This is a genomic window from Pirellulales bacterium (assembly GCA_019636335.1).
GTDB lineage: Bacteria > Planctomycetota > Planctomycetia > Pirellulales > JAEUIK01 > JAHBXR01.
Map to the genome: position 1 here is coordinate 13,901 of JAHBXR010000022.1, position 23,390 is coordinate 37,290.

At 65.2% G+C, this 23,390-nt stretch carries 15 protein-coding genes; 8 read left to right on the plus strand and 7 right to left on the minus strand.

Annotated features, from left to right (window positions below):
• Positions 1-236: 236 nt before the first annotated feature.
• Both KF708_19155 and KF708_19160 read left to right on the plus strand, forming a co-directional pair.
• Positions 237-1,469: a GGDEF domain-containing protein gene (locus KF708_19155; GenBank protein ID MBX3414812.1), complete on the plus strand. Its 1,233-nt coding sequence runs from the start codon at positions 237-239 to the stop codon at positions 1,467-1,469.
• A gap of 131 nt (positions 1,470-1,600) precedes the next feature.
• Positions 1,601-2,233: a histidine phosphatase family protein gene (locus tag KF708_19160; GenBank protein ID MBX3414813.1), complete on the plus strand. Its 633-nt coding sequence runs from the start codon at positions 1,601-1,603 to the stop codon at positions 2,231-2,233.
• Between the two features lie 71 nt (positions 2,234-2,304).
• Here the strand turns inward: KF708_19160 and KF708_19165 are convergent, their stop codons facing one another.
• From KF708_19165 to recQ, 4 genes are all read right to left on the minus strand, one after another.
• Positions 2,305-2,769 (minus strand): RidA family protein, encoded by a 465-nt coding sequence (locus KF708_19165; GenBank protein MBX3414814.1) that lies wholly within the window; start codon positions 2,767-2,769, stop codon positions 2,305-2,307.
• A 199-nt stretch (positions 2,770-2,968) separates the two neighbouring features.
• On the minus strand, positions 2,969-4,222 hold the full coding sequence (locus KF708_19170) for a PQQ-like beta-propeller repeat protein (protein MBX3414815.1): 1,254 nt from the start codon (positions 4,220-4,222) through the stop codon (positions 2,969-2,971).
• Between the two features lie 71 nt (positions 4,223-4,293).
• Positions 4,294-6,084, minus strand: a complete 1,791-nt coding sequence (locus KF708_19175; GenBank protein MBX3414816.1) for a PQQ-like beta-propeller repeat protein — start codon at positions 6,082-6,084, stop codon at positions 4,294-4,296.
• A 51-nt stretch (positions 6,085-6,135) separates the two neighbouring features.
• On the minus strand, positions 6,136-8,028 hold the full coding sequence (gene recQ, locus KF708_19180; GenBank protein MBX3414817.1) for a DNA helicase RecQ: 1,893 nt from the start codon (positions 8,026-8,028) through the stop codon (positions 6,136-6,138).
• A 92-nt stretch (positions 8,029-8,120) separates the two neighbouring features.
• On the opposite strand from recQ, the gene KF708_19185 reads away from it, so the two are divergent.
• The 6 genes from KF708_19185 (at position 8,121) to KF708_19210 (ending at position 14,823) form a co-directional block, all read left to right on the plus strand.
• Positions 8,121-9,827: a glycerol-3-phosphate dehydrogenase/oxidase gene (locus KF708_19185; GenBank protein ID MBX3414818.1), complete on the plus strand. Its 1,707-nt coding sequence runs from the start codon at positions 8,121-8,123 to the stop codon at positions 9,825-9,827.
• A gap of 198 nt (positions 9,828-10,025) precedes the next feature.
• Entirely contained in the window at positions 10,026-10,805 is a 780-nt protein-coding gene (locus KF708_19190) for an MIP family channel protein (GenBank protein ID MBX3414819.1), read from the plus strand.
• Positions 10,806-10,839: 34 nt separating this feature from the next.
• Positions 10,840-12,336: a glycerol kinase GlpK gene (glpK, locus tag KF708_19195; GenBank protein MBX3414820.1), complete on the plus strand. Its 1,497-nt coding sequence runs from the start codon at positions 10,840-10,842 to the stop codon at positions 12,334-12,336.
• A 274-nt stretch (positions 12,337-12,610) separates the two neighbouring features.
• Positions 12,611-13,666, plus strand: a complete 1,056-nt coding sequence (locus KF708_19200; protein MBX3414821.1) for a hypothetical protein — start codon at positions 12,611-12,613, stop codon at positions 13,664-13,666.
• A 293-nt stretch (positions 13,667-13,959) separates the two neighbouring features.
• The gene (locus KF708_19205) at positions 13,960-14,466 is read left to right on the plus strand and encodes a hypothetical protein (GenBank protein MBX3414822.1); all 507 of its coding nucleotides are present in this window, start codon (positions 13,960-13,962) and stop codon (positions 14,464-14,466) included.
• A 54-nt stretch (positions 14,467-14,520) separates the two neighbouring features.
• Positions 14,521-14,823, plus strand: a complete 303-nt coding sequence (locus KF708_19210; GenBank protein MBX3414823.1) for a hypothetical protein — start codon at positions 14,521-14,523, stop codon at positions 14,821-14,823.
• Between the two features lie 23 nt (positions 14,824-14,846).
• On the opposite strand, the gene KF708_19215 is transcribed toward KF708_19210, so the two are convergent.
• From KF708_19215 to KF708_19225, 3 genes are all read right to left on the minus strand, one after another.
• The gene (locus tag KF708_19215; protein MBX3414824.1) at positions 14,847-15,302 is read right to left on the minus strand and encodes a hypothetical protein; all 456 of its coding nucleotides are present in this window, start codon (positions 15,300-15,302) and stop codon (positions 14,847-14,849) included.
• Between the two features lie 338 nt (positions 15,303-15,640).
• Positions 15,641-20,566, minus strand: a complete 4,926-nt coding sequence (locus KF708_19220; GenBank protein ID MBX3414825.1) for a hypothetical protein — start codon at positions 20,564-20,566, stop codon at positions 15,641-15,643.
• 74 nt (positions 20,567-20,640) lie between these two features.
• Entirely contained in the window at positions 20,641-23,223 is a 2,583-nt protein-coding gene (locus KF708_19225) for a PPC domain-containing protein (protein MBX3414826.1), read from the minus strand.
• Positions 23,224-23,390: the final 167 nt, after the last annotated feature.

Below are 23,390 nucleotides of genomic sequence, written 5' to 3' on the forward strand. Positions count from 1 at the left end.
CGCCGCGATCGTCGCAGTCGCTATAGCCGGCCTTTTGGGGCTATTTTTTGCCGGCCCCCCTAGGGGATCGGTAGTACGCTTTTCTTTGGGGATGATTTCGCGGTGCGTCGCCACGAGAGAGCGGCGGCAGGTCGAGTTATTGCTGCGCGGTTCGAAATCTTGCGGCTGGCGGCGAGGGGGCAACAGCGCCGACGAACTCATTCATCCCTTGTATCTCTCTCCTTGGCGGACGCGCAATGCTCCTCGTCCTGATCGTGGCCGTGCTCAACTTCGGACTGGGCTTTGCCCTGGCGTATGCTCTTGCGCCATCCGGCCACGACACGTTGCTCACGTCGCTCGCGCCCTGGGGCGCCTTGCAGCGTCGACGGCGCACTCGGCGGACCGCGGACAACGAAGCCACGACAGACGAATCCGAGCTCGACGAGCCGCATTCCCCGGCGGCGCCCCACAGCATCGAAGAAGAACCGCACGGCCAGAGCTCGCTCGAATCGGGCCTCGAGGAACTGTCGAATCGACTGGATGCCTACCGCGTGCAACTCTCGGAGGCCGACACGCAGTTGCACGGCGCCATCGATCAAGATCTGATCGCGGCAATTCTCGAGCATCTCGCCCCCAGCCATCGCCAGTGCCAGCAGGCCCTCGGGGCTGCGTCGAAAACGGTGGCGGCTGCCGGCAATGCCAACGAGATCGGCCAGGCGATCGAACGCCACGTCCAGGAATTCTTGCACCAGGTCGACTCGGTCGATCGCCGTCTGGCGCATCTCGATCGATCGGGTGACGCCGCTGCCACCTCGTCAAAAATCCGCGACCAGCTCGGACAGTTGCTCGAATCGAGCTTCGAGCTGCGCGATCACGTGGGCGAGGTACAGGCCTCCGTAGCCGAACAGGAAGGACGCTTCGGCACGGTCGGTCGCAGGGCGCGCGCCGACCGCGAGCTGACCACGCTCTCGCGCACGGGCTTGGAAGAAGAGTTGTGGCTCTGGTGGCAAAACGATCCCCAGCATCAGCGCCAACTGAGTCTGCTGGTAATCGATGTGGATCACTGCCGGCGCATCAACAGCGCGTATGGCACGGCGACGGGCGATCGGCTGCTGTGGGGCCTGGCACGACTGCTCGACGAAGAGCTGCGCGGCGATGATCGGCTGGCGCGCTTCTCGGGCCAGCGCTTCGTCCTGCTACTTCCCGACACGGGGCCCCACAACGCCGCGGCGCTGGCCGAGCGGTTGCGCCAGCGGATCGAGGTCTGCACGTTCAAGCTTGGCGAGTTGAGCCTGAACTTCACCGTCACCTGTGGCACGACCGAAGCGAACTCGAAGGACGATCTCGGTTCCTTGCTCGCACGCCTGGGCGAAGCCGTCCGCGAGGCGAAGCAGAGTGGCCGCAATCGGACGTGCGTTCACGACGGCAAGATCATCTCGCCCGTGCTCCCGCCTAGCCTGCGATTCTCCGAACGCACGATGTCGCTCTGACGTGCGCGGCGCCATCCCAGACACCCGACTGACTCGCGGCGGTGTCAGCCGCAAGTTGACAGCCTTGCGCTGGCAGGTCTAATCACACGCACGCGTGCCGCGCAACGCATGTTCCTCGACAGGCTGGCACCATGATTCTCTACTGCGTCCGGCACGGCGAAAGTGTCTACAACGCCGAAGATCGAATCCAGGGACAGACCGATATTGCGCTGAGCGAACGAGGCCTGGCCCAGGCCGAGGCACTGGCCGCGGCGCTGGCCGGCGCGCCGCTCGATGCGGTCTTCTCGAGCCCGCTTGCCCGCGCGGCCGACACGGCGAGGGCTATCGCCGCGCGGCATCAACTCGAGGTGCGCTTCGAAGATCGCCTGAAGGAGATCAACGCCGGTATCTTCCAGGGATTGCTCTGGAGCGAGATCGAGCACTTGCATCCGATCGAGGCGGTGCAGTGGCGGGCACAGGAGCCCGACTTCGTCATTCCGACCGGCGAATCGCGCCGCCAGTTGATGCAACGCGGCGCCGAGGCCTTCCGCGCGATTCGCGAGACGGGGCTCGCCCAGGTGGCCGTCGTGGCCCACGGAGGCGTGCTGACCGCTGCCTTTAAGGCCCTGCTCGAAATTCCTCCGCAGCGCAAGGCCTTCGCCCTGTTCAATGCCTCGATCAGCATCGTGCATTGGCAGAGCGAGTTCCGCCTGCACACGCTCAATCAGACCGAACACCTGCGCGAAGTGAACGCGGGCCGAGCCGGCAACTCGGGCGATCTGTAACCGGCAAGACTCGCGCGTCGAACGGGCGCGAGCGTGGCGCTGCCGAGCGGCGCGGCGGCCGCGTTACACGACTACGAATTCAGCTCGAAGATCACTTCGATCTCGACGGCGATGTTGCCGGGCAGCGAGCCCATGCCGACGGCGCTGCGGGCGCCGACGCCGTGGTCGGGGCCGAAGATCTCGGCCATCAGTTCGCTAAAACCATTGATGACGGCCGGATGTTGCTGGAAGTCGGGCGCGGCATTGACCATGCCCAGCGTCTTGATGACGCGCTTGACGCGATCCAACGAGCCGAGATCGCGCTGCAGCGTGGCGAGAATCGCCAAACCCGTCTGACGCGCTGCGTCGTAGCCGAACTTTTGATCGACGTCGCCTCCCACGCGGCCGGTCATGAGGGTGCCGTCGGACTGGAGCGGCCCGTGCCCCGAGACATAGGCCAAGTTGCCGACCACCACGACCGGCTTGTAGACACCGGCCGGCTTCGGCGGCGGCGGCAACTCGATGCCCAATTCCTGGATACGTGCGTCGGCGCCCATGTTCGTCGGCTCCTGCAAGTTGAGATGGCTTTCAAGGAAAAACGCGCCGCTTCCGAGCTACGGGACCGGCACTTCCGCGATCGAGCGGCGATTCTAGCCGTGCCCTCCGCGGTCGTCCAGGACGTTGAGGCGCGCCGAGCTCGTCGTGGCTTCGGACTGCCGGTACAACACGCGCAACGGGCCGAGACCGGACCGCGCGTCAATCTTCGATTCGATACAAGGCCGCATCGGTGCGTAAATAGATGACACCGTCGACGAACGCCGGCGTGGCCATGATCCGTTCATCGAGCTCGTTCTTGGCTAGCACCTCGAGCTCGTTGCTGGCGGCGATGACCGTGCTCGCGCCTTCTTCGCTGAAGAAGTAGATGCGCCCCGCCGCCAAAACGGGAGACGCTGAGTAGTTGCCCCCCAAGCGTTGGCGAAAGCGAGTTTCGCCCGTCAGCGCATCGAGGCAAGAGGCCACCCCCTTGTCGCCGACGAAGTAGACGGCGTCGCCGACCAGGATGGGGGACGGGTTAGCGGGCACTTGGCGTTCCTCACGCCACACGACGTGCGTGTCGGTGACGTTGCCGGTGCCCTCGGGCCGCACGGCCCAAAGTTGCGGCTTGTTGTAGCCGGTGGCAAAGAAGACCAGTCCATGCCCCACGATCGGACGCGGCACGTTCGAATAACCGTCGTAGACCACGTGCCAGATCTCTTGGCCGGTGGCCAGATCGTAAGCCGCCGTGCGATCGGCCCCGACGCTCACCAATTGCTCCTTGTCGTCCACGCGCACCACGAGCGGCGTCGAGTAGGCCTTGCAAAGATCGCCGTCCGGCTTGTGTTCTCCCAATCGTATCGAGCGCCACAAGATGTTGCCCGTGTGCTTGTCGAGCGCGGCAACGTATTGCAAATCGATGCCGTCGCAGTTCACGAAGAGACGGTCTCCGTGAATGATGGGCGAGCTGCCGGGTCCTTCCTTGTGATCGATCTTGAGATCCTGATTGCGCCACAGGATGTCGCCCGTCGCGGTATCGATGCAGGCGGTGCCGACCGCACCGAAGTGGACGTAAAGCCGGCCGGACTCGAGTACTCCCGTCGGCGAGGCATGGCTGTTCTTGGCATTGACGTGCAGCGGCTCGTCGGTGAGGAAGACCTCGATGTCGTTCACGACACTGCCCGACGCGCGATCGATGCAAAGGGCGTGCAGCGACTTCCCCTCGTCGAGCGCGGCCGTCAGCCAGATGTGCCGCTCGTCGACCAACGGCGACGACCACCCCAGGCCGGACAGGGGAGTGCGCCAAGTGATATTCTCGGTCTTGCTCCAGGTGAGCGGGGCCTTCGTCGTCTCGGCGTGTCCCTGACCATCAACGCCGCGAAACTGCGGCCAGAGATCCACCGCCGGGCAGCGATCCACCGCCGAACCACCGGCCACACCAATCGCCAGCAGGCATGCCAGCGTAAACGGACGCATACGAGAGCTCCTGGGAGGAGTGGGAAACCAGTACCCACTAGCATCACCCGAAACTCTAGCCGCCCGCAAGCCTATTCCGCCAGGGGGAGCTCATAGCAGACCGCCTCGCGATCGTTTCGCACGATCAGCAGCCGCCCGGCCAAGGTGGGATGATTCCAAGTACGACCCGAGAGGGCCGGCAAGGTGGCCAATTCTCGCTGTTCGGCGGGATCGGCCGCCACGAGCACGACCTCGCCACTTTCGGTCTGCACGAGCAAGACATCGTTCACGAGTAAAACCTGCCCGTGCCCGTAGCGTCCGCTCTTCCAACGCTTCGAGCCGTCCTGCAGATCGACGCAATTCAGAATGCCGTCGTCGAGTCCGTACGCGAAGCCATCGTGTACTACGGCGCAGGTGAACTTGGTCTTCAGGTTGCGCGATTTCCAGAGCTCGCGTGATTCGCACGTGCCGTCGTCGCGCGGCGAGATCTCGACCAGCGTGCAGCCTTTGCCATAGCCCGAGCTGATCAAGATACGTGTAGGATCGCTGGCCACGACCAGCGGCTGTGAGACGCTGACCTGCTGCTCGTTCTGCCAGGGATGGGTCCACAGGACGCGGCCAGTCGCGGGATCATGGGCCGAAACGCCCGGTGCGTTCAGAATCAGCACCTGCTCGTTGCCCGCCACGGTGCTGAGCTGCGGTGACGCATACCCACCGGCATCGCTGCCGGCATGCCAGGCACGGCTGCCGTCGGCCAGTCGATAGGCCGCCAGTGAATGCTCCTGCGGTCCGCCCGGACTGACGATCACGAGATCGCCCACCACTAGGGGCGAACCGCAAGCGCCATGCACCAGGTTCTCCGCGCCGTTGTCCTCGAGTGTCTGGACCGACCACAGCAGGTGGCCGGTGTCGAGATCGAGACAATGGAGCATTCCGGTAGCGCCTAACGTGAGAACGCGGTCACCGGCGATTGTTGGCGTGGCGCGAGGGCCGTCTCCAGCGATCGTGCTGCGGAAGGCGGCTGCATGAGCGCGGTTCCAAATCTCGTGCCCCGTGGCCAGGTCGTAGCAGACGACCGATTCCTGTTCGCCGCGTTGCTCGTGCGTCACGGCCTTACCGTCCGAGACGGCGAACCCGCTCCAGCCCAGACCCACGGGAATGCGCCATCGTTCGCGAGGCGGGCGTGCGGCCCAGTCGGTCTCGAGGCGTATGCCTTCGAGGGCGCCGTCGCGCCGGGGCGAGCCCCGGAATTCGGCGAACTCGCCGGAGTCCATGCTGGGCGCCGTGGTTCCCTCGGACCTGGTCGTTGCTGCCGCGGACGCGGCGCGTCCTGATCTTGCATAACGCCAGGAGAGCATCAAACGCATATCGCCATCGCGGCCGTCGGAACGGACGAGCCAGGTATTCAACGGCACGAGCGCGATCAACAGGGCGAGCACCAGTCCGCGCACGCGCAGGCTAGCAGGCACGAGAAAGGCCAGCCAGAACCAGTACAGCCACAGCGAGGTGGCGGCCCCCAGGACGAGCAATCGCCAGTCGGGCAATAAGAGGGACGTCAATCGCCGTGAGATAATGATGCTGAGCGCCACCCAAACGGCGAGCCCGGCCAGCCCCACCAGGGCCACCGTGCTGCGCGGAATGCGCAGGGGCCAGCGCCACATCGACCACGAGACCAGCACCATCATCAGCAGCAGAAACAACGAATCGAGCTGATAGACCCGTCCGTCGAAGCGCCAGTCGGTGTACGCCTTCAGCCAGGCCAGGGGAAAGGTGAGGAAGACGACCGCCGTGGCGAACGCGAATCCCGCGACGCGAAACAGCGATTCGCGCCGCGACACGGGGCGCGTCGCCGGGGGCTCGATCGTGTGGGGCGTCGTCGACATGGCTTCTCCACTCCAAGCGTAGCACGACCGACGAAGAGATTCTTCCCTTTCTCAGTCGCTGCTCTTCGCCGCGCGGCGATCTTCCTGGGAGTGCTTCGGCCTTTTCATCGGAAGATCTTCGTCGTACGACAAGGTGGGCTCGCGCACGACGCCCCGCTCGCGGTCGTGCGCCTTGATCAGCTCGATGACCGCTAGGCCATATTCGGCCTGTTTTTTCTGTCCGATACCGCGAATCTCGCACAGCCGGTCGGCGCTCGCCGGCCGAACCCGCGCCAGCTCGCGGAGCGTCGCATCGCTAAAGACCATGAAGGGGGCCAGGCCGCGATCGTCGGCGATCTCGCGCCGCCAACCGCGCAGCGTATCGAACAATTCGCGGTCGACTCCGGCCCAGGAGGATCGCTCGGCGCGCGACTGCTTGCGCGTGCCGCTGGCTGGCCTCAACAAGCGCGGCATGAGCGCTCCGGCCAGCACCTGCCGGCCCCGATCGGTCACTTGCAGCACGCGGTACTCCCCCACGCGCTCGAGCATGCCCTGGCCGGCCAGTTGATCGATCCACCCGCGCACGCTTTTCTGATCGTGATCGGACAACAGGCCGAAGGTGCTGAGGCGGTCGTGGCCATTCTGCGCGATGCGTTCGTCCCGCGAGGCGGTGAGGATCTGCGTCGTATACTCGCCGCCGAAGCGACCGTCGAGCCGCACGACGCAGGAGAGGATTTTCTGGGCCAGCACCAGCGCGTCGTCGACGAGATCGAGTTCCGCGAGGCACACGTCGCACGCGCCGCAGTTCTCGCTCGGCAATTGCTGGCCGAAATAGAGCGCGATCGCCTGATGGCGGCAGTTCACTCCCGAGCAGAATCCGTCCATACTATTGAGCACCTTCATGGCGATCTCGAAGGCGTGCTCCGGCAGGTCTCCCTGCAATTTGCGCCAGGTCTGAAAATCGGCCGGCGACCAGAGCAACCAGCACTCGGCCTCGAGGCCATCGCGTCCGGCGCGGCCGCTTTCCTGCTGGTAGTTCTCGAGCGACTTCGGCGCGCCGGCGTGAATCACGTAGCGGACATCCGACTTGTCGATCCCCATGCCGAAGGCGACCGTGGCCACGATGATCCGCGCGCGGTCGTTGAGAAACGCATCCTGATGGCGATGGCGATCCTCGTCCGACATGCCGGCGTGGTAGGGGAGCGCGTTGTACCCCAGGGCGCGCAGGCTGGCCGCCAGCTCGTCGACATCGGCCCGCCGGATGGCGTAGATGATGCCCGCATCGTCGCGATGGCGATCGACGACGTCGCACACCTGCTGCAGCAGGTTCTTGCGCCGCACGACGCGGTAGATCAACTTGGGCCGGTCGATCGAGCCGACGAGCACTTCGGCATTCTTCAGCCCCAACTCGCGCACGATATCCAGTCGCACGCGCGGCGTGGCGGTGGCGGTGTAGGCATGCACGCCGATGCCGGGAAACCGCTCCTTGAGCAGGCGTAGCGTGCGATACTCGGGGCGAAAGTCGTGCCCCCACTCGCTGATGCAGTGCGCCTCGTCGATGGCAAAGAACGAGAGCTGGCACTGCGCGAGAAAGTCGAGCGTGCGTTCCGTCGTCAGTCGCTCGGGCGAAAGATACAAGAGCTTCAGCCGGCCGGCGCGAATCTCGTCGGCCACCCGGCGTTTTTCGTCCGGGCCCATCGTGCTGTTGATGCAGGCGGCCGGCACGCCGCAATCGGCCAGGGCCCGCACTTGATCGGTCATCAGCGAGATCAGCGGCGAGACGACCACGGCCAGCCCCGGCATCTGCACAGCGGGGGCCTGAAAGCAGAGCGACTTGCCGCCACCGGTCGGCAACACGACGGCCGAATCGCGCCCCTCGACCACGGCCCGCATGGCCTCGGCCTGCAAGGGACGAAACTGATCGTAGCCCCAGTATTTTTCCAGGATCCGCAGAAGTTCTTGCACGCGTGATTCCTGGCGACGATGACCCGATGTGCGAGGGAGCGGTTCTTTATAGCCCGCACGGGAAATGTGCTCAATGTGCCATCGGCTGTCAGATGCGGGGTACTTGCTATATTACGGCCGTGTCAGGCGATCAGAAACCCATCCTGATTCTCGGAGCCGGAATCAACGGTTGCGCCATTGCGCGCGAGCTGCTGCTCAACCGCGTGCCGGTCTATCTCGTCGAAACGACCGACGTGGCCTACGGCGCCACGGCCTATTCGTCTCGTCTGATACACGGTGGGCTGCGTTACCTCGAATACGGCGAGTTCGACCTGGTGCGCGAGTCGCTGGCCGAGCGGACGCGCTTGCTGCGCTTGGCTCCCCACCTGGTGCGCCCGCTGCAACTTTTCATTCCGGTGTCGAATCGCTTCGGCGGCCTGCTGGCCGCGCTGCCCCGGTTTCTTGGCTGGGGCGAGAAGCTGGCCGTCACCAAACGGCGGGGCGTGTGGCTCGTGCGAATGGGGCTCTGGTTCTACGACCGCTATGCGCGCGATCCCTCGTTGCCGCGGCACGCCGTCTATTCGTCGCACGAGCGGAATGCCATGCCGGTCGATCGCCGCGCCTTCCCCTGGCTTTGCTCCTACTACGATGGTCAGGTTCGTTATCCGGAGCGATTCTCGCTGGCGTTGCTCGAGGACACGCGGCGATTGTCGGCCGAATATGGCGTCGAGTTTCGCGTGCTGATGCGGCATCGCGCCCGATTGGTCGGGCAGACAGTCGAACTATGCGCCGCGGACGCCGACGAGCATGCGCCGGCCGAATCGACTTTGGAGCCGGCGGCCATCGTGAATGCGACCGGCGCCTGGGTCGACCGCACGCTGGCGAGATTGCCCGTACACGCCCAACGCATGATGGGAGGCACCAAGGGAAGCCATCTCGTGACGAGCAACGAGGCTTTGCGCGCGGCGCTCGCCGATCGGGCCATCTATGCCGAGGCCGCCGATGGACGTCCCTTCTTCATCCTGCCCTTCGGCCATGAGACGCTGATCGGCACGACCGATCTGCCCTTTGACGAAGCGCCCGATCGCGCCGTGGCGACGCCGCAGGAGATCGACTACCTGATAGGCTCGGTGAACGAGATCCTGCCCGACGTAAAGCTGTCGCAGGCCGACGTCGACTTGCATTACAGCGGGGTACGGCCCCTTCCCTACATCGACCAGGCGACGCCGGGCGCGATCACTCGCCGCCACTGGCTCGCTCCGCTCGACGATGCGCCGCTGCCGATCTTTTCGGTCATCGGCGGCAAGCTGACGACCTGCCGCTCGCTGGCGGAAGAGTCGGTCCACACGATTCTGGCGCGGCTCGGTCGGCCGGTGCTGGCCAACAGCCGCGAACGGCCACTCCCGGGAGGCGAGGATTATCCCCGCGACCGTGCCGCACTGATCGCGTGTTGGGAACAACTCGCCGCGAAATTCCATTTGCAGTGTGTGCAGGTCGAATCGATCTGGTGGCTCCTCGGCACGCGCACCGAAGGAGTGCTTGCTGGAATTGAAAATCTCTCGGCCGACTGTGTCGCCGGCACGAGCTTCCCGCGCGAGTTCGCCCGCTGGGTCATTCGCCACGAGTTCCCGCGCAATGTTTCCGATCTGGTCGAGCGGCGTCTGATGCTGCTCTACGTGCCGACGGTATCGGCCGACACGCTGCGCGAGCTGGCAACGCTGCTGGCGGAAGAAGGTGTGATCGGCCACGCGGACATCGAGCCAGAGATCGTGAGAACGATAGATCGCCTGGTGACGCACTTCGGCAAATGCGTCCAATAAGCGACGAACTATTTGATCTTTCGCGCGCCAAGCGGCACAATCTCTCCACACGCTCGGGGGAATCTCGTAGGTCAGGTACGCGCGTACCTGACAATCGTTCGAGTTGCCACGTCGAGAACTGTCAGGTACGGGGTACCTGACCTACGAAGCCGCGTGAAGTAAATCAGACCGTGTTGCAGGCACCACAGGGGATATCGCATGTCGCGTTCGCTCGTGCGTGAGTTGGCCGCCGAGTTTCTGGGCACGTTCATCCTGATCGTGTTCGGCGTGGCGGTGGTTGCGCAGGTCATTCTCAGCGGTAAGGAAAGCGGCGAGTTCCTGTCGATCAATCTCGGCTGGGGGCTCGGCGTGACGATGGGCATCTACGTGGCCGGAGGCGTGACCGGCGCCCATTTGAATCCGGCCGTCACGCTCGCGCTCGCCGCGCATCGCGGGTTCCCCTGGAGCAAGGTGATTCCCTATTCGCTGGCGCAGATCGCCGGAGCCTTCGTCGCCTCGGCCGTGGTCTTCGCCACCTACAACGAGGCCCTCACCCACTTCGACGGCGGCGTGCGCCAGATCACCGGCGAGCAAGGCACGGCGGGCATTTGGGCCACGTATCCGCAGCCCTATCTATCGAACGTTCCCGGCGGACTCGTCGATCAGATCGTGGGCACCGCCCTGTTGGTGCTGGTGATCTTCGCGTTGACCGACGAGCGTAACATGGCCCCCGAGTCAAAGTTGGGCGGATTGTTCGTCGGCGCGCTCGTGTTGTTGATTGGCATGACGTTCGGCCACAACTGCGGTTATGCCATCAACCCCGCGCGCGATTTCGGTCCGCGTTTGTTCACCGCGGTGGCAGGCTGGGGCATGGATGTGTTCCGCGCTGCCGACTACTGGTGGTGGGTGCCGATCGTCGGTCCGCTAATCGGCGGCGTGCTGGGAGGCCTTGCCTACGACCAGTTGATCCGCCGCTTCCATCCCGCCGAAAAGAACTAACTCACGTCAGGCATCACGAGAGCAGATCGAACGCATGTCCAAGTACATTCTCGCGCTGGATCAGGGCACGACTTCGAGCCGTGCGATCGTCTTCGGGCACGATGGCCGCGCCGTGGCGACGGCACAGCAGGAGTACGAGCAGATCCTGCCGGCGCCGGGCGTCGTCGAGCACGATCCCGAAGCCATCTGGAGCTCGCAGCTCAAGGTGGCGCAGGATGCCTTGAAGCAGGCGAAGCTCGAGGCCAAGGACATCGCCGCCCTGGGGCTCACCAACCAGCGCGAAACGACGGTCGTCTGGGATCGCGCGACCGGCAAGCCCGTGGCCAACGCCATCGTCTGGCAAAGCCGCATCACCGCACCGATCTGCGATCGCCTGAAAAGCGAGGGCCTGGCCGATACGTTCCGGCAGAAGACCGGGCTTGTCGTCGACGCCTATTTCTCCGGCACGAAGATCAAGCACCTGCTCGATACCGTCAGCGGATTGCGCGCCAAGGCCGAACAAGGGAAGGTGCTCTTCGGCACCGTCGACAGCTTTCTCATCTGGCGCCTCACCGGCGGCCAGCGGCACGTCATCGACGTGAGCAACGCCAGCCGTACGTTGATCTACAACATTCACAAGCTCGATTGGGATGACGAGCTGCTCGAGATCCTCGGCATCCCGCGCAAGATGCTGCCCGAGGTGCGCCCTTCAAGCGAAGTTTACGGCGAAACGGCCCCGGAACTTTTCGGCGGACCGATCCCCATCGCGGGAGACGCCGGAGATCAGCAGGCAGCCACGTTCGGCCAGGGCTGCTTCACGCCCGGCAGCGCCAAGAACACCTACGGCACGGGCTGCTTCCTGCTGTTGAACACCGGCGAGAAGCCCGTGGCGTCGCAGAATAACCTGCTGACGACCATCGGCTGGCAGCTCGACGGTAAGACGACCTACTGCCTGGAAGGCTCGGTCTTCATCGCCGGCGCCGCCGTGCAGTGGCTCCGCGATGGGCTCAAGCTGGTCCAGAGCTCGCAAGAGGTCGAGACCCTGGCCAGCACCGTCGAGGATGCCGGAGGAGTCTATTTCGTGCCGGCCTTCGTGGGCCTGGGCGCGCCCTATTGGGATCAGTACGCGCGCGGCACCGTCATCGGCATCACGCGCGGTACCCAGGCTGGCCATCTGGCGCGGGCCACCGTCGAGTCGATGGCCTACCAGTCGCGCGACTTGATCGAAGCGATGGAAAAAGACGCCGGGCTGGAATTATCGACCTTGAAAGTCGACGGAGGCGCCACGGCCAACAACTCGCTGTTGCAATTCCAGGCCGACATCCTGGGCGCCAAGGTGCAACGTCCCGTGGTGGCGGAAACGACCGCGCTCGGCGCCGCCTATCTGGCAGGGCTCGCGGTCGGGTTCTGGCAGAACAAGGACGACGTTACGCGGAACTGGGCCCTTGATCGCGAGTTCTCGCCTCAATGGGACGACGCCCAGCGAGAGAAGCTCTATCGCGGCTGGCGACGAGCCGTCGAACGCTCGCTCGACTGGGAAGAACACGCCTGAGGCTTTAGCCTGCACGTTCTCTCTGAGGGGGGTCGTACCGGGCCAAATTGCCTCGCCTTTTACATTTGCGCTCCACTGCAACGCAGCCGCTGTCGGCCGATTTTTCGCCCCCATGTCTGGGCTTAACTCCTTGTCAGTTAAGGAGTACCCGAATCGCGCGCATTGACTTCCGGCCAGACAAGACTATGCTTGCCGCGAACGACCTGTTTTGTGCAACCGGTAAACACACCTCATCTAACGCACCCTGACAACGACCGGCAACGGAGAAAGTGCGATGCGGAATTCGTCGATCTTGGGTCTCGTGGCGGCGATCATGCTCGTGGCCCTGCCAACCATTCCCGCCTTGGCGGAAGCTCGCATCGGGTCGCACGCCTGTTCGACCCCCGGTTGTGAAACGTGCGCCCCGGCCGCGCCGAAGCTGGTCGAGCGCACGGTTCTTGTGCCCGAGATGTCCCTCGAGACGCGTACCGTCATGGTGCCCGAATATCGCCTGGAGCAGCGTCAGAAGAAGATCATCGTGCCGCACTATATCCCGCGTCAGGTGACGGTCGAGCGTCCCTACACGATCTACCATCCCAAGTGCGTGACGAGGACGGTGCAGTGCATGGTGCGCACGCCGGTCTACGCCGACGTGCAGGAAAACTATACAGTCTGCGTACCGCAGCTCGTGACGAAGACCGGCACGCGCAAGGTGTGCAAGGTCGTAACGGCGCAGAAGACGCAGAAGGTGGTCGTCGACCAGGGGCATTGGGAAGACGCGCCGGCCGCTGGCTGCGGCGCCGTCGTCGACTGTGCGAGCCCGGTCGATTGTTGCCGCCCGCGCTGCCGCTTGTTCCGCCGCTGCAGCACCGGCTGCGGCACCGCGACGTGCGGCACGGCCGGCTGTGGCAGCCGAGTCTGGGTTTCGAACCCGGTCGAGAAGGAAGTGGCCTACACCTGCCAGGAAAAGGTCTGGGTCGACGAACCGTACACTTGCCAGGTGACGGTGATGAAACCGGAGACGCGCACCCGCACGGTGCGCCGTTGTACCTGGAAGTTCGAACCGCGGATGAAGCAGGTGCAGCAAACGATTCTCGAGGCCGAGCATGGCACGAAGACCTGCACCGTGACGCGCTACGATTTCGCGCCGGAGGAAAAGACGGTCGTCTGCTGCGTATGCGTCCCTCACTTCGTGCCCAAGCAGGTGCAAGTCCAGATTTGCCGCATGGTGCCGAAGACGGTGCAGGTACCCGCGCCGTGCGAGACGCCCTCCTGCGCTGCCCCCAATTGCTGTGAGAACGGTTGCTGCCCGACCGGCCACGGCCATCCGCGCCGTTGCCGTGGGTGCTGATTGCTGGTGCGTCACAGAACCTTCGGCTCCTTTGATCGCCAAAGGGCGGGCTCGACTTGTTGACGTCGGAGGGCTCCTAGCTCGCCCGTTCACCACGATAGCTGGAGTGATGCCGAGCGGTCTGCCTGGGCCGCCCGACGCGCCATGACATTCTTGGCGGCGGTGGCGCCTCTGGCCAGAATTCGTTCGCAATCGCCTGCTGAATTGCTATCGTGATGCACGGACATTCGTGCCGAATTTTCCATTGGCGCGATCGAGTGGCACTCTATTGTTCGTGCTGAAAGGGGTGGGCCATGGCGCGCTGCGCGGTCTGTGGGACAACGATTCTATTTGGTGGCGTGACGGAAGGGGAGCTCCGCTTCTGCGGCAACGAATGCCATCAAGGGGGCTACTTGTTGGCTATTGCCGATCGCGTGCCACGCGACGTGATGGCCGAGCAGGTGGCGCAAGTTCATCAAGGCGACTGCCCGCGCTGCGGTGGTCCTGGTCCGGTCGACGTCCACACGTCTCACTCGGTCTGGTCGGCGCTGGTGATGACGCAGTGGAAGAGCACGCCGGAAGTGTGCTGCCGTGCATGCGGCATCAAGTCGAAGCTCGTGGGCACGCTCTCGAGCGGCGTGCTGGGTTGGTGGGGCTTTCCCTGGGGCGTGATCTTCACGCCGATCCAGATCTTGCGAAACGTGAGCGGTCTATTCTCGGCGCCCGATCCCACCGTGCCATCGGCCGAGTTGGAAAAGATGGTCCGCCTGCAGCTCGCCTCGCAGTTCGTCGCGGCCAAGAGGCAGGAACAGGGGCGCTGACCAACCGCATTGCTGGAAACGGTGCTGTGGCCAAGCAACGAATTGTCGGGTCTCATGTCACAAATCTGGATCGCTCTCGCGCACGTCAAGCTGTGTACGGACAATGACGCATTGGAAACGGCGAAGGGAGCCTTTGTCCCCGTGCTTGGAATTGCCAGCGATTTGGATGCGTTCGTCGCGCTATGCGTCGACAAACTGCAAGCACTCGGATTCGAAGCCGTTGAATTCGAAGATGTCCAGCCGTTCAAGACACGGTTGGAAACGTGCGAGGTATCAAGCGAGGTCATAGCTCTAGCAGACTCACTGTCCGTGGATTTTCCCTTTGCCTACGGGACATTTCACAGCTACCCGAGTTGATCGCCTGGAATCGTTGCGCGAGGTCAGTGCATGCCGTATTCCGGTACCCAGGGAACGATTGGATCCTTGCCTTGCCGAATCGCGGCGGCCGCTTTCTCTTGATCGGCCACGAAACGCGCCCAGTCGGCAGCCTTGACATAGCCAGTATCGCCATGAATGAACCCGACATAATGCCCTCCTTCGCGCAAGCGCTCGCCGTTGTGCCCCACCTCGCGCTTCGCCCAGAACAGGGCCACGTTTGACCAGCCGGCGCCTGGGGGTGGCTGGCGCAATCCATCGACGTAATGCCAGCCGCACGTTTCAGGCGTGAGAGGTTTGCCCGCGGCGAGAAGATCGACCGCGGGCTGTAGCGGATAGGTGTTTCCTCGCAATAACCAACCGTCGTCGTAGTCGGGATACAGCAGACTGAGTGACGCCTCGGGCGTGTCACCACCCGTGGGAAACTGGCCGCCATGCTGTTCCGCGTATCGCCAAAGCACAAGGCCCAACTGCTTGTCGCAGCAATGGTCGTGGCCGTACGGGTAACGCCATCTCCAGGCACCCCAAACGAGGGTACAAAAGATGCCCACGGCCAACAGCACCGACGCAATTATCAGCGTCGTCCTGCGGCGCCAGCGAGAGACAAGCTGTGGGGGCCAGGCCTGTTCCATATCTGCAGCATAACGGCGAACTGCAGCCGCAGAAACACACGCGTCGTGCTTCGTCGTGCCGTGGTGGTTCAAACAGAAAGCCAGATGCTAACCACGACGACAAAACGCCACGACGTTACGGTGCCGCGCGAAGATAGAAGCCTCCGCGGAAGTGGGCCAATGTTTCGCTACTTCGCTTCCGGCGGGGCGAAGGTGACGACGGCCTTGCCGTCCGCGCCGTTCCAGACATGCAGCACGCTCGCCTCGCCGCCGGCGGCCACGAGACGTCCGTCGGGCGTGACGGCGCCGCCGTGCAGGAAATCGGTCGCGCCGCCAAAGTTCTTCACCGCCTTGCCGTCGCCGACCTGGAACTGCCGCACCGTCTTATCGCCACTCGAGGCCACCACCGTCTGGCCGTCGGACAGGAAGGCCACGCTCGTGACCTGCTTGCCGAAGCCGGCGATCGTGCGCTGTTGCTCGCCCGAATCGAAGTTCCAGATCTTTACGACCTGATCGGCTCCGCAACTGGCCAGCAGCTTGCCGTCGGGACTCCAGGCCACGCCGAGTACGTGGTGCGTGTGTCCTTCGAAGGCTTTGACGAACTTGCCCGTGGCGATCTCGAAGACTTTGACGAACTTGTCGGCGCCGGCCGAGGCGAGATACTCGCCGTCGGGCGAGAAGGCGACGCTGAACACGGTGTCGCTGTGGGCGTCGGCAAAATCGTGCGCCAGCTTGCCGTCGGCCAGGTTCCACAACTTCAACTCGCCCGAGCGTGAAGGCTCGCCGCCACCACTGGCCAGTAGTTTACCGTCGGGCGAAAAAGCCAACGCCAACACGCGATCGACAAGCTGCGAATCTTCGACCGCCAGCGGGCGATCGGCCGGAGGACCAAGCGTCGCCTGCAGGTGCCAGTTCGGATAGAGTTGCCACACGGCTGCAGTGCCATCGACCGTGGCGCTGGCCAGCAAACCGTTCGGGGTAAAGGCCAACGCCCCCGCGGCGACGCCGCGACCAGCAAACGTATCGAGCGGTAGACCGTTCTCGGCCTGGTAAACGTGGACCAGAGGATCGTCGCCGGCGGTGGCGAGTTGCACGCCGTCGGGCGAGAACGCGACCGTCCGCAGCGGACGCTCGTGGCCGGCGGCTTCTTGTTCGGCGGCGGCTTTCGCCTGGGCGGTGCTCGCTTCGCGCGATTGAGCCTTTTCGAGCCGCGTCTGGGCCTTGGGCACGGCGTCGGTGGCTCGAGCCAGCGCGTCGTCGGCATCGCGCGAGGCCTTCTTGGCATTGGCCTGCGCGGTGGTGGCGGCCTTGGCGGCGGCATCGGCATCGGTGGCCGCCTTGGTGGCGGCGGCCTGCTTGTCGGTGGCCTCCTTCGCGGCGGCGGCGGTCTGCTCGACTTCGGCCGCGGCCGTGGCCTGGGCCGCCGTCGCTACCTTTAGCGCCTCGGCCCGCGCGGCGGCGAGTTGCGTGGTGCTTTCGGCCACTGCTTTGGCTTGAGTGCCCGCCGCTTCGCTGTCGGCGGCCACTTTATCGGCGGCCGCTTTGGCCTCGACCAGCGCTTTATCTTCGGGCGCCTTGGCGAGACTGGCGGCAAGCGCGGCGGCCGAAGCCTTGGCCGCGTCGACCGCCTGGGCCACTTCAGCCGCCGCCGCGGTAGCCTTGGTCGAGGCGTCGGCCGCCAGGGTCATCGCCTCGGTCTGCGCCGTGACGAGTTGATCGGCGGCAGCCTTGGCATCGGCCTTGGTCTTGGCCGCCTCGGTGGCGGCGGTGGCCAGCTTGTCGGCCTCGGCCTTCGCTTCGGCGGTGGTCTTGGCGAGCGCCGTGGCCTCGGCGGCGGTCTTGTCGGCGGCGGCCAGCGCCTCGACCGACGTCTTGGCAGCGGCGGTCTTCTCGGTGAGATCTTTTTCCGCGGCGGCGAGCGCCTCGGTCGCGGCGCCGCGCTCCGCCTGCCACTTGGCGGCTTCGGCCGTGGCGCGGGCGAGCGCCTGGTTGGCCGTGTAGTCACCCTGCAACTCGACGACCTGGGCGCCGTCAGCGGCATTCCACAACCGAGCGAGATTATTCAGACCGACTGAGGCGATGCGCGAACCGTCGGGCCGCACCGCCACATCGGCCACCGGACCCGCGTGATCCATCTGCCGCGCAACCGTTCCTGCCGCCAGATCCCAGAGGCGGACGATACCGTCCTCGCCGCCCGTGACGAACTGCTTGCCATCGGCAAACAGGGCAATCGCACTGGCCGGTGCTCCGTCGATCGCAATCACGCGCGGGGCCGCAAGCTGTGCCAGGCGAAGTTCTTGTTCGCCGGAGGTGAGGATGACGCTTTTCGCGTCCGCGCCGCGGGCAAAAACTCCCCAGTACGCACCGGCCGTCCGCGGTGCCGCCTGCAAGGCCTGCCCCGAGGCGCGATCGAGCACGACGAGCGCGCCTTCGTCAGCCACGGCGGCAACGTGAGCGGCATCGGGCGAGAAGCTCACCTGCCGTACCGGCTTAGAAAAGTTGCCGATAGGAGCGCCACTGGCGGCGCCATCGCCCGCTTGAGCGATGCGTACCTTGCCGTCGGCGCCGCCCACGGCGAGCAAGGCGCCATCGCTGCTCAGCGTGAGCGAGGTCGCCGGCGCTTCGAGCGAAACGGTAAACCGCGCGGCGCCATCAGCGAGTTGCACGGCGGCCAACTTGCCTTCCGTGCCCGCGACGAAGATCGTGCCACGATCGGCGCTCGGCGCCAACGCTGCCACTTGTCCGACGGGAGTCGCTAGTGCGCGTTCGACGCGCAGCGGCGTGGCTCGCCACAGGCGATCGCTGGTGCCGATCAACAGTTCGCTGCCGGGCGTGAGGACGCCATAGCTCAACTCGCCCACGGATGCCGCCACTTCCAGCGGTGTCGCGCTGGCGGCGTCAAACACCGTGACGCGACGATCGGCGGTGCCGACCGCCAAACGTTGCCCCGTGGGATCGAACGCCAGCGACCGGACCTGCGTCGCCGGCGTGGTTGCCTCACCGGCCAGCGTGCCGTCGCGCCGAACGACGCGCAACGAATGATCGGCGGCCAAGAGTGCCAGGCTTTCTCCATCGCGACTCACGGCGCCAGCGAGGAGCGGCTTGCCCGGCTCGATGAGATCCTTGGCAGTGCCCTCGGCCACATCGATCGCTTTGAGCGCTCCATCGGCGGCGATCGTGAAGAGGGCCGCGCCATCGGGCGTCGCGCCCACGGCGAGCAGGCCTGAGCCACCTGCATCGAATGACTTTACTTCCGCACCATCGGCGGCATTCCATTGACGCAGGCTGCCATCGGCGCCTCCGCTGACGATGGTGGCGCCATCGCCCACGATGGCAACCGCGGACACCGCGGCGGGATGACCGGTGTAGCGTGCCAACTCGCGCGGTTCGTCGCCGAGTTGCCAGACGCGCGCCGTCTTGTCGCTCGAGCCGGAGACGAGTCGCGAACCCTCGGCATTAAAGGCCAAGGCGTGGATGGCCGCTTCGTGCCCCGTAAGCGTAGCGACGACGTTCCCGTCGGCGATCGTGCGGACGAGAATCGCCGTCTGCCCGCCGACCGTCGTATCGGTGGCGAGCAGCTTGCCATCGGGGCTGACCGCGGCGACGGTAGCGGCCGCGTCCCCCGAAGCGGTCAGCTCGCGCGTCGACAAGTCGCCCGTGCGCGAAACGAGCAGTTGGTTCCCCGCGATTGCAACGAGCTTTCCCCCCGTCGCATCGAGCGCCAATCCGGCGGGCAGGTTTGCCGCCAGGCGGAACTCGTTCAGCAGTTTCGCACCGGCCAGATCGAAGAGCCTCGCGAGGCCATCGTCCGATGCGGCCACGAGCTTCGTGGCGTCGCCCGAGAGGGCAAGCGCCCGAACCGGCGTGTTGCCCGCTTGGAGCTTATGCTTCACCTCGCGACTGGCGACGTCGCGGATCTCGATCGAACCGTCGGCGGCGCCGCGATAGAACGTGACGCCATCGGCCGAGGTCATCGCCGCGGTAGTGGGGGAAGCGAGCTTTTCGCTGAACGGCAAAGCCACGGGGGTCTCCGCGACGCGGATCGCGCGATCGGCGCCGGCCAGCAACACTTGGGCGCCGTCGGCAGTGAGCGCCACATCGTTGACAGGTACCGGGGCGTCGAACTGGCCAAGCTGCTTGCCTTCGGCAACATTCCAAGTGCGCAGCGAACCGTCGGCCGAGCCGGAGACCAATCGTGCCCCGTCGGCCGAAAAGACCAGGCCAGTGACGACGGCCGTATGGCCAGCCAGCGTGTGAATCGTCTTGCCATCGGTCAGGGCAACGACGCGAATGCGCCCCTCGTCGTGACCGGTGGCGAACCACTTGCCGTCCGCGCTCGTGGCGGCGGAGCGCGCCGGACCGAAACCATCGGCACTCATCTCGATGGCCCGGGCGTCGCGGGGACGTTCCCAGATCTTGATATCGCGATAGCCGCCCGAGGCGAGGCGATATCCCTCGGGGCTGAAGGCCAGTGACTGCACGAGGTCCAGCTCGGCCACCCCCGGCTGCTCGTAAATGCCCGCCTGCAACAAGCGTTCATCGGTCAAGCGGCAGATCGTTTTGCCGCTGGGGAGGTGATAGATGAAGATCTGATTCGCGCGCGCCGTGGGGGCGAACTGCCCATCGGGCGACAGGGCCACGGCGTAGATCGGATTCACGCCCGCGGGAAGCGGTTGCCAAGCCACCGCTTGAGAACGCTTCACTTCGCCCTTCGCTCCCTGGTCGATCCATAGCTTGAGCAGGCCCAACTCTTCGGGCGTGAGAGGCGAGGCGCCAACCTTGTTGTCCTTCGGCGGCATCACTGGGTCGCTCTCGCCGGTGGCGACCAACAGCAGCATGCTCGCGTCGGCACTGCCGGCCTCGACCGCTGGACCACTCGCGCCCCCCTGGGCGATGGTTTGCGGCGTCTCGAGCACGAGCTCGCTCTTCGCCACCGCTTCGCTATGGCAGGCCAGGCAGTTGCGGCGCAGGATGGGCAGGATCTCGCTCTCGAAATCGACCGGCTCGTTGCGCTCGATCTTGGCGACCGCGATCGGTTCGTCCGCCTGTACCGCAGCGGCAAATGCGACCAGGGCAATCAGGGGCAGTACGAGCTGGGCTTTGCGTTTTCGCATGGCTCTCGTGATCGGATGACAGGTTGAATCTCGGGAAGCAGCCGCGAGCGATCCACGCTCGCGGCTGTCGGTTCTTACTTCTGCACGTTCAAGGGAATGGGCTGATGACTCTCGACCGTCTTGCCGTCCAGGTCGAAGGTTGCCCGCACGACGACGTGGGCATGCTCCCCTTCGGTCGCTTCGGCGGAGGCCTGGATGACGAGCTTCGCGTCGGTGGCATCGGCAGCCAACTCGACCGCTTCGGTCGTAACACCACCGATGTGCGGCGGCACGACGAGATCGAGCTTTACCGCCCCGGCAAAGTTGTGGCGCCGCGTGACCTTCACGGGAATCTCGAGCGAAGCGCCGCGTTTGATCTCGCCCTTGCCCGGCACCTCGGGCACCATCACCAGCGGGCCCGGCACGATCGACACCGTCACGGGCACGACCGACTCGGCGACGTTGACGTCTTTCTTATCGCTGCCGTCGGCATTCTTTGTGAAGGGAACCGGGGCCGTCGCCGACAGATAAACCGTGTACGTTCCCAGCGGCGCATCCTGGGGAAAGTAGAGACGAACCGTACCTTCCGCGGCCCCTTCGGCGATCGTCACCGCATCGTTCTGTACCTTCTCGGGCAGGGCTGCTGCCGTCAGGGCGATTGGCTTGGCAAAGTCGCCGCGGCGCGTGACCTTGATCGGTAGCACCAATTGCCGGCCCTGCACGAAGGTTTCGCGCGCGACGGGCGAATCGACCGAGAACGGCGCAAGCGAACCGACCGAAAGGCCGATGTCGCGCGTCAGCCGCGCCGGCGCGACGATTCCCGTCAAGGGCCACGTCACCTGCGCGCCGCGCACCTCGCGCACGACGTCGGCGTCGCCGATCTTGGCGCGGCCGGTCAGCTCGATCGTGCCGCTCCAGTCGGGTGCTTCCTCGGCGGCCGTCAGCACGAGATCCGCCCTCGTCTGTCCGGGGCCGATCGTCGCGCCCGGACAAGTGACTCCCTCGGGCAGCCCCTCGACCTGCACGTCGATCGAGTCGTTGAATCCATCGCGGCGGAAGGCCAGCACCGAGAGCCGCGCCGTGCCCCCCTTGCGCAAGAACGTCGTCCACGGATTCGGCGCCTGCACGCCATTGATCGGAAACTCCGCGAGCGCCACCAGGCGGAAGTCCGGCATCTCGCGGCGGACGCTCAGGCGGTAGACGAACGTCGGGTCCCCCTGGGTCTCGCGATATAAATCTCGCACCGCGATGCGATAGTGGCCCTCCTCGGGCGCTGCGAAGCGGAACAGCGGATCATCGCTGTTCGTCGCGAAGGCCAATCCGCCAATATTCGCCCCCGAGTCGTCCTGTTCGGTGATCTCGGTGATGGTTTCCTCGCCCTTGTCGTCCTTCGTCACGCGTTCGACACGCAGCGTCGGATCGGTGGGCAAGCCGCGGCGCTGCGAGATGATCTCCAGGACGAGCACTTCCCCCTTCTTGGCATCGAAGGAATACCAGTCCACATCGCCGATGCTCTGCAACTGGCCATAGATCTCGCAGGGTGCCACGATCGCTTGCGCCGCGGCACGATCGTTCGGTTCGACTTCAGCCACGACCGGCGCCGATGCGATGCCAATCGTCACGGGATTCGAGCTGCCGACGGGCGAAGCCACGCGATAGGGTGCGCCGTCGAAGCTGGCGGCCGCCGGGCCAATCGACTCATCTGAGACGAGACTCGCCCGGGCGGGCTCCTCGCCAGGCAGGGCCAGCTCGACGTCGAGCTGCTCGAGCCGCCTGCCGTCGCTCGTCGTCAACTCGGTGGGCACGCCTCCCGGAAGGTTGCGACCATACACCGAATATGTGGCCGTCGTGCCTGCCGCACCCGCGGGGGGCAACACGTAGTCGATCCACGGTCCCGTGCCGAGCGTCAGGCGATAGAAGTAGTCGGGTCCCCCCCCGAAGACGAAGTCGTAGACCTTCAACTTGTATTCGCCGTCGACCGGCAACGTCACGTCGATCAGCGGATCCGCACCGCGGTAGTCGCGGCTCATTTCCACGAGCGAGCCCGAGGGATCGTAGAGTTCGAGCGTCGCATCCATCCGCGAGTCGATGCTGGCGGCATCGCAGTAGGCGATCAACCGCGTGCCTGCCTGGGCGGTAAAGCGAAAGCAATCGGTATCGCGTGCCGGTTCGGATCGCCCCCACACGACCGTATTGAGGGGCACCTCCATGGCCTGACCGAGCACGTTGTTCGGCTCGGCCTCGCTCAATTCGACTCGGTCGCCGACGACAAAGGCGCGCGGATTCGACAGACCGTACGGGCCTGCCGCGCGGACCTCGTACGTGCCGACGGGTACGTCGGGCGCGACCGTTACTTTGAACTGGTTCGCGACGGGGGTTGGCTCGGTCTGCCCTTCGGCAACTTGTGTCTTTTGCACCGCGCTGATACCCGGGTGCGAGAAGTGCAGACGATTCACTCCTTCGAGATCGGCGCCGGAGATGATCGTCAACTCGAACTCCGAGCCCTGCTTGCCCCCCGCCGGCGCGACCGCCGAGAGACGCGTGGCCGGCAATTGCGCGAGCGCGGTGCTCGACCATACCCCGATCAAAGCCGCGAACAGGCAGGCAGGCCCCACGCGATCGAGCCAGAGCATAGCTACCCGGGGATGGAGTCGGCCGTGACCGTCGCGGGGCGGCATGCGAAATCCTCGTGGTTGGCAGTCTTGAGCGGGCGCAGCAAGCAGGCAAGGCCGTCGGGCCGAACCGTAATAGCGAGCGTCCGAAGGTGGGGCGATCCGCCTGGCGGCCGTACGGCCAAAGGGTCGGGCTGGTGGTGTGTGGGGCGGGCATCTGGGCGGGAGCCAAG

Bases quoted from the DNA above. Each gene is read 5' to 3' on its own strand.
- KF708_19155 (MBX3414812.1), top strand. From the start codon at position 237: ATGCTCCTCGTCCTGATCGTGGCCGTGCTCAACTTCGGACTGGGCTTT.
- KF708_19160 (MBX3414813.1), top strand. From the start codon at position 1,601: ATGATTCTCTACTGCGTCCGGCACGGCGAAAGTGTCTACAACGCCGAA.
- KF708_19165 (MBX3414814.1), bottom strand. From the start codon at position 2,769: ATGGGCGCCGACGCACGTATCCAGGAATTGGGCATCGAGTTGCCGCCG.
- KF708_19170 (MBX3414815.1), bottom strand. From the start codon at position 4,222: ATGCGTCCGTTTACGCTGGCATGCCTGCTGGCGATTGGTGTGGCCGGT.
- KF708_19175 (MBX3414816.1), bottom strand. From the start codon at position 6,084: ATGTCGACGACGCCCCACACGATCGAGCCCCCGGCGACGCGCCCCGTG.
- KF708_19185 (MBX3414818.1), top strand. From the start codon at position 8,121: ATGCGGGGTACTTGCTATATTACGGCCGTGTCAGGCGATCAGAAACCC.
- KF708_19190 (MBX3414819.1), top strand. From the start codon at position 10,026: ATGTCGCGTTCGCTCGTGCGTGAGTTGGCCGCCGAGTTTCTGGGCACG.
- glpK (MBX3414820.1), top strand. From the start codon at position 10,840: ATGTCCAAGTACATTCTCGCGCTGGATCAGGGCACGACTTCGAGCCGT.
- KF708_19200 (MBX3414821.1), top strand. From the start codon at position 12,611: ATGCGGAATTCGTCGATCTTGGGTCTCGTGGCGGCGATCATGCTCGTG.
- KF708_19205 (MBX3414822.1), top strand. From the start codon at position 13,960: ATGGCGCGCTGCGCGGTCTGTGGGACAACGATTCTATTTGGTGGCGTG.
- KF708_19210 (MBX3414823.1), top strand. From the start codon at position 14,521: ATGTCACAAATCTGGATCGCTCTCGCGCACGTCAAGCTGTGTACGGAC.
- KF708_19220 (MBX3414825.1), bottom strand. From the start codon at position 20,566: ATGCGAAAACGCAAAGCCCAGCTCGTACTGCCCCTGATTGCCCTGGTC.
- KF708_19225 (MBX3414826.1), bottom strand. From the start codon at position 23,223: ATGCCGCCCCGCGACGGTCACGGCCGACTCCATCCCCGGGTAGCTATG.